This window comes from Mycobacterium sp. NPDC006124 (assembly GCF_040614235.1).
Taxonomy (GTDB): domain Bacteria; phylum Actinomycetota; class Actinomycetes; order Mycobacteriales; family Mycobacteriaceae; genus Mycobacterium.
On the sequence record NZ_JBEXUA010000008.1, the window covers coordinates 121,820 to 137,440 of the forward strand.

General features: G+C 68.9%; 13 protein-coding genes. 6 read left to right on the top strand and 7 right to left on the bottom strand.

The features are described 5' to 3' along the window. Nucleotides 1-25 precede the first annotated feature (25 nt). A complete protein-coding gene (locus tag ABZ195_RS17865; protein WP_355220023.1) occupies nucleotides 26-3,301 on the top strand; it encodes an MMPL family transporter in 3,276 nt (1,091 codons plus the stop codon). Here ABZ195_RS17865 and ABZ195_RS17870 read toward each other — a convergent pair. Next, a complete protein-coding gene (locus tag ABZ195_RS17870; protein WP_355220340.1) occupies nucleotides 3,298-4,440 on the bottom strand; it encodes an AI-2E family transporter in 1,143 nt (380 codons plus the stop codon). The two genes, ABZ195_RS17865 and ABZ195_RS17870, sit on opposite strands and share 4 nt — an antisense overlap. A 306-nt stretch (nucleotides 4,441-4,746) precedes the next feature. On the opposite strand from ABZ195_RS17870, the gene ABZ195_RS17875 reads away from it, so the two are divergent. Genes ABZ195_RS17875 through ABZ195_RS17885 form a run of 3 tightly spaced genes read left to right on the top strand, consistent with a single transcriptional unit; the run spans nucleotide 4,747 to nucleotide 7,402 of the window. Beyond that, on the top strand, nucleotides 4,747-5,787 hold the full coding sequence (locus ABZ195_RS17875) for a YbhN family protein (protein ID WP_355220025.1): 1,041 nt from the start codon (nucleotides 4,747-4,749) through the stop codon (nucleotides 5,785-5,787). Between the two features lie 9 nt (nucleotides 5,788-5,796). Next, complete coding sequence (locus ABZ195_RS17880; RefSeq protein WP_355220027.1) at nucleotides 5,797-7,047, top strand: M23 family metallopeptidase; 1,251 nt, start codon at nucleotides 5,797-5,799, stop codon at nucleotides 7,045-7,047. Then, on the top strand, nucleotides 7,034-7,402 hold the full coding sequence (locus ABZ195_RS17885; protein WP_355220029.1) for a DUF3054 domain-containing protein: 369 nt from the start codon (nucleotides 7,034-7,036) through the stop codon (nucleotides 7,400-7,402). Before ABZ195_RS17880 ends, ABZ195_RS17885 begins: the two co-directional genes overlap by 14 nt. Here the strand turns inward: ABZ195_RS17885 and ABZ195_RS17890 are convergent. The 4 genes from ABZ195_RS17890 to ABZ195_RS17905 form a co-directional block, all read right to left on the bottom strand. Continuing rightward, nucleotides 7,317-8,750, bottom strand: coding sequence for a HAMP domain-containing sensor histidine kinase (locus ABZ195_RS17890; RefSeq protein WP_355220031.1), 1,434 nt, complete (start codon nucleotides 8,748-8,750; stop codon nucleotides 7,317-7,319). The two genes, ABZ195_RS17885 and ABZ195_RS17890, sit on opposite strands and share 86 nt — an antisense overlap. Before the next feature lies 1 nt (nucleotide 8,751). Beyond that, the gene (locus tag ABZ195_RS17895; RefSeq protein WP_173007885.1) at nucleotides 8,752-9,420 is read right to left on the bottom strand and encodes a response regulator transcription factor; all 669 of its coding nucleotides are present in this window, start codon (nucleotides 9,418-9,420) and stop codon (nucleotides 8,752-8,754) included. Nucleotides 9,421-9,477: 57 nt separating this feature from the next. Then, nucleotides 9,478-9,861, bottom strand: coding sequence for a heme-binding protein (locus ABZ195_RS17900; RefSeq protein ID WP_355220032.1), 384 nt, complete (start codon nucleotides 9,859-9,861; stop codon nucleotides 9,478-9,480). A gap of 192 nt (nucleotides 9,862-10,053) precedes the next feature. Then, the gene (locus ABZ195_RS17905; RefSeq protein ID WP_355220034.1) at nucleotides 10,054-10,614 is read right to left on the bottom strand and encodes a hemophore; all 561 of its coding nucleotides are present in this window, start codon (nucleotides 10,612-10,614) and stop codon (nucleotides 10,054-10,056) included. 212 nt (nucleotides 10,615-10,826) lie between these two features. Here ABZ195_RS17905 and ABZ195_RS17910 point away from each other — a divergent pair, with 212 nt between their 5' ends. Further along, the gene (locus tag ABZ195_RS17910) at nucleotides 10,827-13,835 is read left to right on the top strand and encodes an MMPL family transporter (protein WP_355220036.1); all 3,009 of its coding nucleotides are present in this window, start codon (nucleotides 10,827-10,829) and stop codon (nucleotides 13,833-13,835) included. Next, on the top strand, nucleotides 13,832-14,344 hold the full coding sequence (locus ABZ195_RS17915) for an XRE family transcriptional regulator (RefSeq protein ID WP_355220038.1): 513 nt from the start codon (nucleotides 13,832-13,834) through the stop codon (nucleotides 14,342-14,344). Before ABZ195_RS17910 ends, ABZ195_RS17915 begins: the two co-directional genes overlap by 4 nt. Here ABZ195_RS17915 and ABZ195_RS17920 read toward each other — a convergent pair whose 3' ends face one another. Both ABZ195_RS17920 and ABZ195_RS17925 read right to left on the bottom strand, forming a co-directional pair. Further along, nucleotides 14,345-15,034 carry a hypothetical protein gene (locus ABZ195_RS17920; RefSeq protein WP_355220040.1) on the bottom strand — a complete coding sequence of 230 codons (690 nt, stop codon included), beginning with the start codon at nucleotides 15,032-15,034 and terminating at the stop codon, nucleotides 14,345-14,347. It abuts the gene before it with no gap. Then, entirely contained in the window at nucleotides 15,031-15,621 is a 591-nt protein-coding gene (locus tag ABZ195_RS17925) for a hypothetical protein (protein WP_355220042.1), read from the bottom strand. Before ABZ195_RS17925 ends, ABZ195_RS17920 begins: the two co-directional genes overlap by 4 nt.

Genomic DNA, 15,621 nt, shown 5'->3' on the forward strand with positions numbered 1-15,621 from the left:
TGAAGAAGATCAGTTAGGAGCTCACGTGTTCGCCTGGTGGGGTCGGATGGTGTACCAATTCCGGTACTTGGTCATCGGAATCATGGTTGCGCTGTGCGTTGGCGGCGGCATCTACGGCGCGAGCCTGGGCCAGCACGTCACGCAGAGTGGGTTCTACGACGAGACGAGTCAGTCGGTGGCCGCCTCGGAGCTGGCCGACGACGTCTACGGTCGCGACCGGTTGAGCCACATCGTCGGCGTCCTGGACGCACCCGAGGGCAAGAAGGTCAACGACCCGCAGTGGTCCAAGCAGATCAAGGCCGAGCTCGACAAGGTCGTCGCCGACCACCCGAATCAAATCTTGTCCTGGCAGGGCTACCTCACCAATCCGACCGGTGACCCCACCACCAACAAGGCCCTGGCCAACGACGGCACGCGCACGTTCATCGTCATGCCGCTCAAGGGCGACGACGACGACACCATCCTCAAGAACTACAAGATCATCCAGCCGGACCTGCAGACCGTCGACGACGGCAAGATCCAGCTCGCCGGTCTGCAGCCCATCGCCAGCGAGCTGACCGGCACGATCGGCGACGACCAGAAGCGCGCCGAGGTCGCCGCCATCCCGCTCGTCGCCGTGGTGCTGTTCTTCGTCTTCGGCACCGTCATCGCGGCCAGCCTTCCGGCCATCATCGGCGGCCTGACCATCATGGGCGCGCTGGGCATCATGCGCCTGGCCGCGGAGTTCACCCCCGTGCACTTCTTCGCCCAACCAGTCGTCACGCTGATCGGCCTGGGCATCGCGATCGACTACGGCCTGTTCATCGTGAGCCGGTTCCGAGAGGAACTGGCCGAGGGTTACGACACCCCGGCCGCCGTGCGGCGCACGATGATGACCTCGGGTCGCACCGTCATGTTCTCGGCGGTGATCATCGTCGCGTCGTCGGTACCGCTGCTGTTGTTCCCGCAGGGCTTCCTCAAGTCGATCACCTACGCCATCATCGCCTCGGTCATGCTCGCCGCGATCATGTCGAACACGGTGCTCATCGCCGCCCTCGCGGTGCTCGGCCACCGGGTGGACTCGATCGGCGTCGGGTCGCTGAAGAAGTTCGCGATGCCGAACACCATCCACTCGGATCCGTCGAACCCGAAGAAGAACACCCTGGCCCTCGCCGCCATCCCGACGGGCATCTTGCTCCCGCCGATCGGCATCGCCGTCGGTCACGTCGCCCGTCAACAGATCAAGAAGACCGGCGAACAGGGCGACACGCTGGCCTACATCGGCCTGGTGTTCGCCTACCTCGGCCTCTACGGCGGCTTGGCCTACGGGTGTTACGCCCTGCGTGACGCCGGCGTCATCGAGGGCGCCCTGTTCTGGATCCTGCTGGGCATCGTGATCTTCTGCGCGACCGTCACCGCGATCCTCGTGCTCGCACGCTTCGTCCCGCTGATCCGCAGGATCACGCTGTGGTGGCTGAACTTCCTGGCCGAGAAGACCCAGAAGACCAAGACTCGCGAAGAGGTCGAGAAGGGCTTCTGGGGCACCCTGGTCAACAAGGTGATGAAGCGCCCGGGCGCCTTCGCCCTGCCCATCGTCATCGTGATGATCCTGCTGGTCATCCCGCTCGGTCAGTTGGCCCTCGGCGGCATCAGCGAGAAGTACCTGCCACCGGACAACGCGGTACGCCAGGCGCAGAACGCCTTCGACTCCAGCTTCCCCGGGTACCGCACCGAGAAGCTGACCCTGGTCGTCCAGGGCGCGACGCCCGAGCAGTTGGCTCAGGTGAAGAACGAGGCCTCCCAGATCACCGGCTTCACGGGTACGTGGGACGAACGGCCCGTGGCCCCGGACGTCAAGGATCCGAAGATCCCGATCGGCACCGACGGACAACCGCACCCGTGCCTGTCCAAGGACCTGCCCTGCGTTCTGCAGAACGGCCTCGAGGTACGCAACGACGCCTCCAAGAAGATCGACGAACTTCGCGAGATGTCCGCCCCCAAGGGCGTGACCATCTGGGTCGGCGGCACTCCGGCACTCGAGCAGGACAGCATCCACAGCTTGTTCGCCAAGCTGCCGCTGATGGTCGTGGTGCTGATCCTGACCACCACGGTGCTGATGTTCCTGGCGTTCGGCTCGCTGGTGCTGCCCATCAAGGCGGCGCTGATGAGCGCGCTCACCCTCGGCTCGACGATGGGCATCCTGACGTGGATGTTCGTCGACGGGCACGGCTCGGGCCTAATGAACTACACCCCGCAGCCGCTGATGGCGCCGATGATCGGCCTGATCATCGCCGTCATCTGGGGTCTGTCCACCGACTACGAGGTCTTCCTGGTCTCCCGCATGGTCGAGGCCAGGGCGCGCGGGCTGTCCACCGCCGAGGCGATCCGCGTCGGCACGGCGACCACCGGCCGGTTGATCACCGGCGCCGCGCTCATCCTGGCCGTCGTCGCGGGCGCGTTCGTCTTCTCCGACCTGGTGATGATGAAGTACCTCGCGTTCGGTCTGCTGCTCGCGTTGCTGCTCGACGCCACGATCATCCGCATGTTCCTGGTCCCCGCCATCATGAAGATGCTTGGTGACGACTGCTGGTGGGCGCCGCAGTGGATGAAGCGCATCCAGGAGCGCCTCGGCCTCGGCGAGGTCGAGCTGCCCGACGAGCGCAAGCGGCCCACCGCCCGTGAGGCCGAGGTCGACTCCGAGGCCCTCGTCGGCGCCGGCGCACCCATGCGGGCACTGCCCCCGCACGACCCCACCCACCCGCAGCCCGGGCCCCGCTCCGCTGCCACCGGCAAGGTCGCGCCGCAGCGCGTCAGCCCGCCGTCGGCCGCCGGTACCACCCGTCTCCCGACGGCACCGCCGGCACCTGCCGTTGAGCCGCCGACCACCGCGATTCCCACCCAACGGCCGGCCGTACCCGCCGACCAGACCACCCGGATCCCGGCTCAGGCCGAGGCGCCCACCACGCGTACGCCGCGCGTGGACCCGAATCGCACCGCCGCCCCACCGCGGACCGCGGCACCGGCGCGGGGGTCTGCGCCGCGGGGCTCGGGTGCCGCGGGCAGCCGGGAGATCGAGTCGTGGCTGGGCGACCTGCGTGGTGGAGCCCCTGCCGGTGAGGCCAAGCGGCCGCCCACGGCCAGCCGACGTCAACCTCCGCCGCCGGCCAACGAGCCGCCGACCACCGCGATTCCGACGTCTCGTCCGGCGGATGCCGACCAGACCGAGAAGATCGACACCCGGGAGGCGGCCGAGGAGGCCCCCAAGCGTCGGGGTGGCGGTATGAGCGCAGCGGATCTGCTGCGTCGAGAGGGTCGGCTCTAGCTCGTCGGCGCCGGCTCGTCGGTTCGACCCTCGCCGGGCGGCTCGTCGTCGAGGGCGAGCGCAGCAGCCTCGGCGGCCGGATCGTCGGCCAGCAGGACGCGCGCCGCGCTGTTGAGCACCGCGACGATCGGCACGGCGAGCAGTGCGCCCACGATGCCTGCCGTCACGCCGCCCGCGGTGATCGCCAGGACCACGGCCAGCGGGTGCAGCGACACCGCGCGGCCCATCACCAGCGGCTGCAGCACATGCGCCTCGAGTTGTTGGACGGCGACGATGAGCCCGAGGGTGATCAGGGCATACACCCACCCCTTGGCGATGAGCGCCACGATGACGGCGAGCCCGCCGGTGAGCACCGCACCGACCAAGGGGATGAACGCTCCGAGGAACACCAGGGACGCCAACGGCAGCGCGAGCGGGATGCCCATGATCGCCAGCCCCGTCCCGATGCCCACCGCGTCGACGAACGCCACCAGGAAGGTGGCGCGAACGTAGCCGATCAGCGAGTGGAACCCCGCCCGACTGGCATCGCGCACCCGCTCGCGGACGGTCCCGGGGAAGATCTTGGTGACGAACGCGAAGATCTGGCGGCCGCCCTGCAGCAGGAAGATCAGCGTGAACAGCATGAGCAGGGCGCCGGTGACGATCTCGGTGATGGTGCCGGCCGTCGACAGGGCGCCGCTGGTCAACTTGGACTGGTTGTTCTTGAGCGCCTCGATCGCGGTGTCGGTCGCGCTCTTGATCTGGTCGTTGCTGAAGTGCGCCAGCAAGCCGGTGTTGAGCGAGTTGCGGGCATTGGTGATGCTCAGGGTCACCTGGTCGACCAGCGCCGGGGCGCCCTGGATGAACTGGCTGACGACGAAGGTCAGGAGGCCGCCGACCACCACGATGCTGGTCAAGATGACCAGTGCGACCGCCGCACCCCTCGGCAGGCCACGGCGGTCCAGGTAGTCGACGAGCGGCAGCAGCATCGCGGTCACCATCGTCGCGAGCAGCACCGGCACCACGATGACCTCGAGTTGGGACACCACCCAAATGAGCGCGACCAACGCGCCGAGGATGATCAGCAACCGCCACGACCAGGCGGCGGTCTTGCGGACGATGTGGTGTACCGACGCATCGGCCACCGGATCCAGTGAGATCGAGTTGAGCGGGGATGCGGGAGTCTCCGCCGACCGGGTGGGCATTCCGGAAGCGTAACGACTCGCGGCAAGGGTTCTGGCAAAGCTCGCCGGGCGGTGGTGCGCCGTTACCCTGTACTCGTGTCGCAGGATGCCGTCCAGGGCGAGAGCGAGGCGACTTCGGCGGGCAGGAGCGAAGCGACCGGGGAAGCGGACCCGGCGGGCAGGAGCGAAGCGACCGGGGAAGCGGACCCGGCGGGCAGGAGCGAAGCGACCGGGGAAGCGGACCCGGCGGGCAGTCCACGCAGCCGCGGACGGTACTGGTGGGTGCGCTGGCTTCTCGTCGGCATCGCCGTCACCGTGCTCGCCGTCGAGATCGTGCTGGTGTGGGATCAGCTCGCCAAGGCGTGGCGCAGTCTGCTGACGGCCAACTGGTGGTGGGTGCTGGCCGCCGCATTCGCCGCGCTGGCGTCCATGCACAGCTTCGCCCAGATCCAGCGCACCCTGCTGAAGTCCGCGGGTGTCGTCGTCCGGCAGTGGCGTTCGGAGTCCGCGTTCTACGCCGGCAACGCGTTGTCGACGACGATGCCGGGCGGCCCGGTGCTCTCCGCGACGTTCGTCTACCGGCAGCAACGCCTGTGGGGCGCCTCGCCGATGGTCGCGTCCTGGCAGCTGGTCATGTCGGGCGTCCTGCAGGTGGTGGGTCTCGCACTGATCGGCCTGGGCGGCGCCTTCCTGCTCGGGGCCAGCAAGAATCCGCTGTCGCTGATCTTCACCCTCGGAGGGTTCCTGGCGCTGCTGCTGCTTGCGCAGTCGGTCGCGGCGAACCCGCAGCAGATCGACGGCATCGGGGTCCGGGTGCTGTCGGGGATCAACTCGCTGCTGGGCAAGCCCGCTGACACCGGCCTGACCAAGTGGCGCGAGATGCTCTGCCAGCTCGAGTCGGTCAGCATGAGCCGTCGGACTCTGGGCACGGCGTTCAGTTGGTCGGTGTTCAACTGGGTCGCCGACGTGGCCTGTCTGGCGTTCGCCGCCTACGCCGCAGGTGGCAAGCCGTCGCTGGCGGGGCTGACCGTTGCCTACGCCGCGGCCCGCGCAGTCGGCTCGATTCCGCTGATGCCCGGCGGGCTGCTGGTCGTCGAGGCCGTCCTGGTGCCGGGCCTGGTGTCGAGTGGGATGACGTTGGCCTCGGCGATCTCGGCGATGCTGATCTACCGACTGGTGAGCTGGATCTTCATCTCGGCGATCGGCTGGGTGGTGTTCTTCTTCCTGTTCCGCACCGAAAGCGCCATCGACCCGGACGCGACACCGCCGGACACCGTGACGGGCGACGCCGAACCAGGACGCGCTACCGGGGACCGGCCCTAGGATCGGCGGATGCACCGCATAGGCATCGGCACCGTTGCGACCCTCGGCGCCATGGTCCTGGTGACCGCATGCGGCAGCCCGACGCAAGGCCCGCCCACCTCCAGCAGCGCCGCCCGCCCGTCGGCCGGTTCGCCCACGGCGTCGCCCTCCGGACCGCCGGCCCAGGCCACGCCCGTAATCGCCAGCGTCGTCGCCGCACCCGTGCCGGTGCCGGCGACCGACGGCAAGCGCCATCTGGCCTACGAGGTGCAGCTGACCAACGTCCTCGACGGCGACGTGACGCTCAAGTCGTTGTCGGTCAAGTCCGGCGACGAGGAGTTGCTGACGCTGAGCGGTGACCAGCTGTCCTACTGGATGCGCGCGCTCGGCGCGAGCCAAACCCCCACCGCGACACTGGGACCCGGCCGAGCCGGCATCGTGTGGCTCGACGTCGTGCTCGACGAGGCGGCACCCGTCCCGACCGAACTGACGCACACCATCGTCGCCGACCTCGCCAAGCCGACGCCACCGCTGCTGCCCGCCACCGTCACCGAGAACGCCGTCGCCCCGGTGACCGTCTCCACTCAGAAGCCCGTCGAGATCGCCCCGCCACTGGACGGCCCGCGCTGGTTGGATGGCAACAGCTGCTGTGACATGACCGCGCACCGGATGGCACTCAACCCGCTTGACGGAAACCTCTGGGCCGCAGAGCGATTCGCCGTCGACTACGTGCAACTCAGCGCTGACGGCACGCTGTTCGCCGGCGATCGGAGCAGACCGCAGAGCTACCCGTACTTCGGGTCGGGCATCCACGCGGTCGCCGACGGTCCGGTCGTGGCCGTGCTCGACGGGCTGCCCGAGCAGACGGCGGGCCAGAGCCCCACCGGTCTGCCGCTCGACCAGTACGCCGGCAACCACGTCGTCCAGGACATCGGCGGCGGAAACTTCGCGTTGTACGCGCATCTCGCCACCGGCAGCGTGACGGTCAAGCCGGGTGAGCTGCTCAGCACGGGACAGGTGATCGCCAAGCTCGGCAACACCGGCAACACCGACGCTCCGCATCTACACTTCCACGTGATGAGCTCACCGGATCCGTTGCGCTCCAACGGATTGCCCTTCACCATCAAGAACTTCACCCTCGACGGAAGACTGGCCTCCATGGATGCACTCGATCCCCTGCTCACCGGCCAACCCGCTTCGATGGCGCCGGGGAGCACACCCCGCGAGGAAACCGGCCTGAGCCCGTTGGTACTCGACGTGATGACCTATGCCGCACGCTGACCGCCGAGCCGTCGCCACCGCGGCCGCGGCCGACGCGCTGTGCGTCCTGGTGTTCTGCGCCATCGGAAGACGCAGTCACGCAGAGGGAATCACCGTGGCGGGCGTCGCCGAGACCGCGTGGCCGTTCCTGGCCGGAACGGCGGTCGGGTGGTCGATCACCAGGGCGTGGCGCCGGCCGACGACCCTTGCGCCCACCGGAGTCGTGATCTGGCTCGGCACCGTGATCGTGGGAATGGCGCTGCGCAAGGCCACCTCTGCCGGCACCGCATTCAGCTTCGTGGTGGTCGCTTCGCTTTCGACCGCCATCCTGCTACTCGGTTGGCGCCTCGGCGCAAGGGCCCTGGCTCGGCGCTGAGCGCATCGTCGGGGCTCGAATTCGATTCCGGCTCAGGTGACGTCGACACCGTCAGCGTTGCACGTAGCCCGCCGAGCGGTCCGTCGGAGAGTTCGATGCCGCCGCCGTGTAGTTGCGCCTGCTGCGCCACCAGGGCCAGCCCCAGCCCGGATCCGCCCGGCGTGGCCGTACTGCCGCGGGCGAACCTGCCCATGACGAACTGGTGCTCGTCGGCGGGCAACCCGCACCCGTCGTCGTCGACGACGATGGTGAGCACCTCGCCGCGGCCGTCGCCCCCGGCGTGCCGGTGCGCAGTCAGCAGGATCGTGGTCGCGCCGCCGTGCGCAATGGCATTGCGCACCAGGTTGTCCACCGCCAGCCTCAGTCCTCCCGGCCAGCCCCAGATCGTCCCGATGGCGTCATCGCTCTGCACGACGATCTCCACGTCACCCGCCCTGGCGTTCTCCCGGGCCACCCTGTCGAGCATGTCGGTGACGTCGACGATCTCGCGATCCTCGACCTGGGCGAGCTGACCCGACGCGAGCTGACCGAGCGCGGTGATGATCGCCTCCACCCGGCGCTGGGCGCGCGCCAGGTCACCGACGACTTCGTCGCGCTCCTCGGCGGGCAGGTCGTGGATGCGCAGCGTGTCCAGGTCGGCTCGCATCGCCGTCAGCGGCGTGCGCAACTCGTGGGCCGCATTCGCCGCGAAGTCCTGAGCCGCTTGCAGCGAGTTGGTGGTGGCCAGCTGCGCGGCGGCGAGGCGTTCGAGCATGTCGGCCATCGCGTCGGAGAGTTCCTCGGCCTCACGCGCACCCTTGACCGCCGTCATCCGGTCGCTGCCCTTGCCTAGCCGCATCGTCTGCTCGGTGAGCCTGCGCAGCGGTCGGATGGCCGGACCGGCCAGCATCCAGCCGAGCCCGCCCGCGATGAGGACGGTGACCACGCCGACGGCGGTGTAGAGCGGAATTCGCGCCCGGTTCAGCAGGATGCTGTCGGCGCGGATGCCGACCGACATCATCACCCCGCCCTGCTGGTCGACGGGAATGGTGCGCACCCGGTATTCGATGCCGTTGACCTCGACGGTCTCGGTGCCGGGCGGCAGCTGGGGCAGCTGGAAGCCGCGCTGGAACACCACCTGCCCCGAGGACCGCTCGCGGCCGGTCTGCAGCACGCCGTTGGTCTGGTCGTAGACGCTGGCGTCGACGATCGAGTCGAGTCGCCGGTCGAGTTGCGCGGCGTCGTTGTTGGCCAACACCACCGACGTCAGCACCGTGAACACGGCGACCACCGCCGCGGCCGCGGCCGCCGACGCCAGCGCAACGCGGGTGCGCAGCGACGCGGACCTGCCGAAGCGGGGTGGCTGCACCTCAGGGCTCGTCGCGCAGGACGTAGCCGATCCCGCGGACGGTGTGGATCACCCGGGGATGGCCCTCACGCTCCAGCTTTCGCCGCAAATAGCTGATGAACACGTCGGCGACGTTCGTGTCGACCTCGAAGTCGTAACCCCACACCAACTCGAGCAGCCGCTGCCGCGTCAAGACCACGCCCGCATTCTCCGCCAGGACGGCCAGCAGGTCGAACTCCCGCTTGGTCAGCTCGGCGCGCTCACCCTCGACGAACACCAGCCGCCGGGCGGTGTCGATGGTCAGGTGACCGACGGTCATGGTGTCCGGCGACCGCTCCGACAGGCTCGAGCGACGCAGCAGGGCGTGCAACCGGGCGACCAGCTCACCGAGATCGAACGGTTTGGTGAGGTAGTCGTCGGCACCGGCTTCGAGACCGGCGATCCGGTCGTTGACCGTGTCTCGCGCCGAGAGCACGCAGATCGGGATGTCGTTGCCCAAGGCCCGCAGCGCCGTCACGACCGCGACCCCGTCGAGTTCGGGCATCTGGACGTCGAGGACCAACGCGTCGTGAGACTCGTTGGACAGCAGCCGCAGCGCTTCCTTGCCCGTCGCCGCGACCCGCACGTCGAAACCCGAATGTCGCAGTCCACGCGACACCGACGTGCGAACGTCGGGATCGTCGTCGACCATCAACACCGTGCGACCAGCGCCCTCGAGCGCGGTTGGTTCTGCCACCCGCACCCTGGGTTACGGGATTGCGGGCGCAGGAGCGGCCCCGCAGCGGTTCTTCAGGTCGACGAGGGGCTGACGGATCCCCGTCAGATCGGCCTTGGCGCCCGGGTTGGCGTCCATGTAGTCGGCCACCTTGGCGCGGACCTCGTCGCGGGGCAGGCCTTCGAGGCTGGTGAAGAAGTAGTTCACGTCGGGATGGGAGAACAGGTACGCCGACGTCGACGCCGCCACGCCCGAGGACACGCCGGACGAATCCGCGGCGCTGCAGTTCGGGGGGTTCTGGGCCGGATCGTCGGCCAAGGCAGACGGAAGCGCTGCGAACAGCATCGCGCCTGCGATCGCACCGGCGCCCATGGCACCAGCTACCGCACGTCGCCCAGCGCGGGCCGAGATCGACATGATCAAGCTCCTTCTTCGAATGTGCACGACTGTCCGAGATGCGGTGGCGACCACGGGTGTCCGCGGTCGCCCACATCGGAAAGCTAAGCAGAATCGTTCGCGAGTTTCTCGCCTTGCGTCCATTCCGCCGCCGAAACCGTCGAACCCGCTGTTCACGCGGACCTCGTGAACACGCCGACTACTCGCTGTCGGTTACCTGGGAGTGGCGGTGGCCGGCCCGGGCAGCGGCCCGGTGCCGGGCGGGACGACCGCCGTGGCCGAGGACGGCGCGGGCAGGACCGCTCCGGGCGAGGTCGCGTTCTGCGCATTGGACAGCGCGCTGGGCAAACTTCCGGGCAGCGCCCCGGTCTGCGACTGCGCCCCCTGCAGGAGACCCAGCACCTGCGGGACGGTGAACGGCAGCCGGCACCGGGCCGAGAGCCCCTGCAGCGGGGCTTGCAACGCCTGCATGTCCTTGGCCGCCTGCGGATTGGCGTCGAAGTACGTCTTGAGCGCGACGAGCGACTGCGGTCCCGACTGTTGCTGTGAGATCGTCGTCAGCGCCGTGTTCGTCTCGGGATGGGCGTCGAGGTAGTTGCCCGTGGAGGTGGCCACCGACCCGATCGTGCGGGCCACCTCGCTGGCGGCGCAGGGATCGGCGGCCGCGGTGGCCGACGGCGCCGACGGGGTCGAGACGGCCACGATCGCACCTCCGAGGATGGAAGCAGCGAACACGCCGCCGAGGCAGCGCCGGACGGCTGAAGTGGTCTGCACAGGTGTTCTCCTCACGATCACGGGCCATGATGCCATCGGCGTAGCCTGGCTACCAATCGGCACAGCAAATACCCAGCTCGGTCGAGCCGCGGTCGCCGAACCCGTCCGCCGGTCGCGAGGGTCGGAAACCCTACCTCGTGCTGCGGTAGGCTCTCGTTTCGAAACGCAGGAGCAACCCGGGGAGTAAGGCAGGGCCAGCCATCCAGCAGTTCATGTTGCGGTTGAGCAGCAAGCTGCGGCGATACCGCTGGGCAGTGTTCATCGCGTGGCTGCTTCTCTTGGTCCCGTCGGTGTACCTCGCCCTCAACCAGTCGGGCAACCTCACCGGTGGCGGCTTCGAGGTCGCCGGCTCGCAATCGCTGAGCGTCGAGCACGCCATCCAGGACCACTATCCGGATCAGGGCGCCTCACCCCTTGCCCTGGTTGCCGCGCCCCGGGCCGACGCCACATTCGACGACATGAACGGCGCCGTCGCCCAGCTCGAGCGCATCGCGGCCCAGGTGCCCAGCGTCAAGGTGATGCCCAATCCGCAGCAGCCGCCGCCGCAGCCCGACCGGCCGTACGTCGTGTCCCTGCAGACCGACTTCAACAGCGGCAGCTCCGACGTCGCCAAACAGCTGCGCAAGTTGGTCGGCATCGACGGGGACCAGCCCGGTCAGATCGAGAACGGGCACGTCAAGCTCTACGTCATCGGCCAGGGTGCCCTCGGCGCCGCGGCCAGTGAGGCCACCAAGCACGACATCGCCCAAGCCGAGAAGTGGAACCTGCCGATCGTCCTGATCGTGCTGCTGGCGGTGTTCGGTTCGCTCGCCGCCGCGGCGGTGCCCCTCGTGCTCGGCATCTGCACCGTGGTCGTGACCATGGGGCTGGTCTACCTGCTCGCGATGGTCACCCAGATGTCGGTGTTCGTGACCTCGACGGTGTCGATGTTCGGCATCGCCCTGGCCGTCGACTACTCCCTGTTCATCCTGATGCGCTTCCGGGAGGAACTGCGCTCGGGCCGCGAGCCCGCCCAGGCGGCCGACGCCGCGATGGCGACCTCGGGACTGGCCGTACTGCTCTCGGGTCTGACGGTGATCGCGTCCGTCACCGGCATCTACCTCATCCACACGCCCGTGTTGACGTCGATGGCGACCGGGGCGATCCTGGCCGTCGCGCTCGCCGTGCTGACCTCGACCACGCTGATCCCCGCGGTACTGGCGACGTTCGGCAAGGCGGCCTCCAAGCGGTCGTCCTACCTGCACGTCTCGCGCCGCCCCGAGACCACGCAGTCGAGGTTCTGGACGCGCTGGGTGGGCTGGGTGATGCGCCGTCAGTGGACCTCGGCCCTGGGCGCGACGGTGGTCCTGGTGGCGTTGGCCACCCCGGCGTTCGCGATGACGCTGGGCAACAGCCTGCAGCGCCAGTTCGCCCCCACCCACGAGATTCGAGGCGGCATCAACGCGGCCGCCCAGGCGCTCGGCCCTGGCGCGCTCGGGCCCATCAAGGTGCTGGTCACCTTCCCCGACGGCAATGCCAACGCCGCCCAGAACACCGGCGCACTCGACGCGCTGCAGCAGAAGATGACCCAGGGTCCCGACGTCGCGACGGTGTCACCCCCGGTGTTCGCCAACGACAACCACAGCGCGCTGTTGTCGGCGGTGCTGTCGATCGACCCCGAGGATCCGGCGGCGCGCGACACCGTCGACTGGCTGCGCGCGGAGTTGCCGAGTGCGGCGGCCGGCTCCCCGGCCGTGGTCGACGTCGGCGGTCCGACGGCCCTGCTGAAGGACTTCGACCGGCGCGTGGCCACCACCCAGCCGATGGTCTTCGTATTCGTGGCGCTGATCGCATTCGTCATGCTGCTGATCTCGATCCGCTCGGTGTTCCTGGCGTTCAAGGGCGTCCTGATGACGTGCCTGTCCGTCGCGGCGGCCTACGGCAGCCTCGTCGTGGTGTTCAAGTGGGGCTGGTTGGAGGCGCTGGGCCTGGAGCCGCTCGGCTCGCTGGACAGCACCATCCCGCCGCTGGTCCTGGCGATGACGTTCGGCCTGTCGATGGACTACGAGATCTTCCTGCTGACCCGCATCCGCGAGCGCTTCCTGCAGACCAACAACACCCGCGACGCCGTCGCCTACGGTGTCAGCACCAGCGCCCGCACGATTACCAGCGCGGCGCTCATCATGATCGCGGTGTTCATCGGCTTCGCCTTTGCGGGCATGCCGCTTGTGGCCCAGCTCGGCGTGGCCTGCGCGGTGGCCATCGCCGTCGACGCGACCATCGTCCGCCTCGTCTTGGTGCCGGCACTGATGGCGATGTTCGCGCAGTGGAACTGGTGGCTGCCCGGTTGGTTGGATCGCATCCTGCCCTCGGTGGACTTCGAGAAGCCGCTGCCCAAGGCCGACATCGGTGACCTCGTCGTCATCCCCGAGGACATCTCGACGATGGGACCGTCGGGCGCCGACATCCGCAACGTCGTGAAGTCCGCGGCGAAGCTCAAGACGCTGGCCCACGAGACCGTCACCGTGGCCGATCCGCTGGCCTTCAGCGGATGCCTGCCACCGGGCGGGTCGATCGCCGTGCACGTCAAGGGTGGTGACGAACCGCTGGCCAGCCTGTCACCGACCAGCGGGCAGGAGCGCGGCGCACCGGTCAGGTCGGGTGACACGCTGCGACTGAACACCGCTTACCACGGCGGCGGCAGGTCCGGCCGGCTCACCGGGGCCCGCAACGCCAAGAACGGCAGCCGTTTCTTCCCGCGCCAACCGGTGCACCCGGTGACGATGTGGCGTGGCCGGCTCGCGGTGGCCCTCGATGCCCTGGCGACCGAGTCGGACGCGGAGCGGCCTGCGGTGCGCCGACGCGGCCCGATGGAGACCACCAACGTCCTGCTTCCGACGGGCGACCGTCTGGAGATCCCGACCGGTGCCGAGACCCTGCGGCTCAAGTGCTACCTGATCATGTGCCGCAACAACGCCAGGGACTACGCCGAGTTTGCCGATCTCGTCGAGTCCATGGAGACTCGAACTGCGGCGGTGGTGCTGGCCGAAATGGACCGGTACTACTCTGGAGAACGATTGAGAAGCCAGTGGGTGGCTACTCAACTGGTACGGCGGTTGGCCGACCCGCATCCGTCGGACGACGACGAGGACTGGATGAGCGCCGAGGCGGAGTCCGACTGGGCACACGTGAGGCAGCGCTGCCTGTCGGTGGCGGTGGCGATGTTGGAGGAGGCGAGGTGACGTTGACTTCTGATACGCGCGACGCGCGCGGCGATGCCGCCGGTCGCCCCAGGCCCGCGGCGAATGCGCCCCGACGGCGACCCACGGTCGACCAGCGGCCCGTCGAATTCTGGCCCACGTCGGCGATTCGCCAGGCCCTCGAGACCGACGATCTCACCGTCTGGCAGCGCATCGTCGTGGCCATCAAGCGCGACCCCTACGGTCGGACGGCCCGGCAGGTCGAAGAAGTGCTCGACACCGCCCCGCCCTACGGGGTGTCCAAGGCGCTCGACGAGGTGCTCACCCGCACCCGGGCCCAGTTGGAGGCCAACGAATGCGCCGAGGTGGGTCGCCACGTTCAGATGCTGCTGCAGCGCTCGGGCCTCGGCCAGGACGAGTTCGCCTCGCGCATCGGCATTCCGGCCGACCAGTTCGCGGCCTACCTGCAGGGCACCCATAGCCCGGCGGCCTCACTGATGATCAGGATGCGCCGCTTGTCGGACCGCTTCGCCAAGATGCGCAACGAGTGACTAGCGGGAGTTGATCGGCGACAAGTCGTCGACCAGCCACCGCCCGTCCTGCTTGAGCAGCGAAACACGCAGCGGCAGAGCCACGTTGGCGGGCTGCTTGCCCGCGGCGTTCTGCGTGCCCCGCATGATCACCGCGACCACCGCCGCCTCCGGGCCGATCGCCTCCACGCCCGCCGAGACGGTGCTGGCCGACACCGTCAGCCCCTTGCTCGTCAAATCCTTTGCCATGGAGTCGAATTCGCTGCGGAACCCGTCGGCACCCTTCGAGGTCATCATCGCCGTCAGCCGGTCGACGTTGGCGCTGGGATTCTGCGGGGTGAACGTCGCCGACGCCTCGGCCGCGCTGCTGGCGATGCCGACCACCTCGGTCATGTCCCGGTTCAGCTGCGACTGCGGCGCCGACCATTGCAGGTAGCCGACCGCGACCGCGGCGGCCAGTGCGACCGTGGTCAACCCCATCACGGCCAGCCGCAGGCGAGGCCCGTCGTCGTCGGTGCCGACGGTGACGCCGTCGCGCCGCCACAGCACGACGTTGACCACGACGGCCTGGACGATCAGCAGGCACAGCACCGAACACACCGACACCCACCACAGCGGCCAGGCGAGCGCGACGCCGACGTAGAGCAGACCCAGGATCGCGCCCAGCGGTGCGAGCACGTCGAATGCCAGCACCCGCAAGCGATTCCTCATCGGATGGTCTCCAGCCGCGACACCAGCAGCTTGCCGTCGACGTCGGAGATCGCCAGCCGCAGCGCCCAGTGCACCGTCAGCGGCTTGGACCCGACGTTCTGGCTGACCGACGTGGCGACCACGAGGACGTTGTCGGTGCGCGAGGACACCGTGGCCAGCTCGGGCTGGGGCACCGGCGGCAGCCCCGGATCGCCCGGGGTGGCGTGGAACAGGGACTCGATGGCAACGGACTCGACCTGCCCGACGGTCTGGGACTGCAGCTTCTGCACCACCTGGCTGAACGGTTCGACGGCGGTCTCGAAGTTCGCGTTCAGCTGACCGACCGTGCCGTCGTGCAGGGTGCGCATGCTCTGGACCACCGAGCTGGAGTTCATGTTGATCAAGACGCCCGTCCAGTCGGCGGCGGCCTGCAGCACACGGGTCTGGTAGGCGCGTTCGTCGACGTCGTGGCGGTGACCGTTCCACAGCAGCACCGCCAGGACCACCGCCGCGACTGATACGAGGCCGAGCACCGCCGAGCCGATCCCGAACCCGCTCGGGCCGCCGCTGGCAACCGGGGTGGGCTCGTCGTCGAGCTGCTCGGGCAT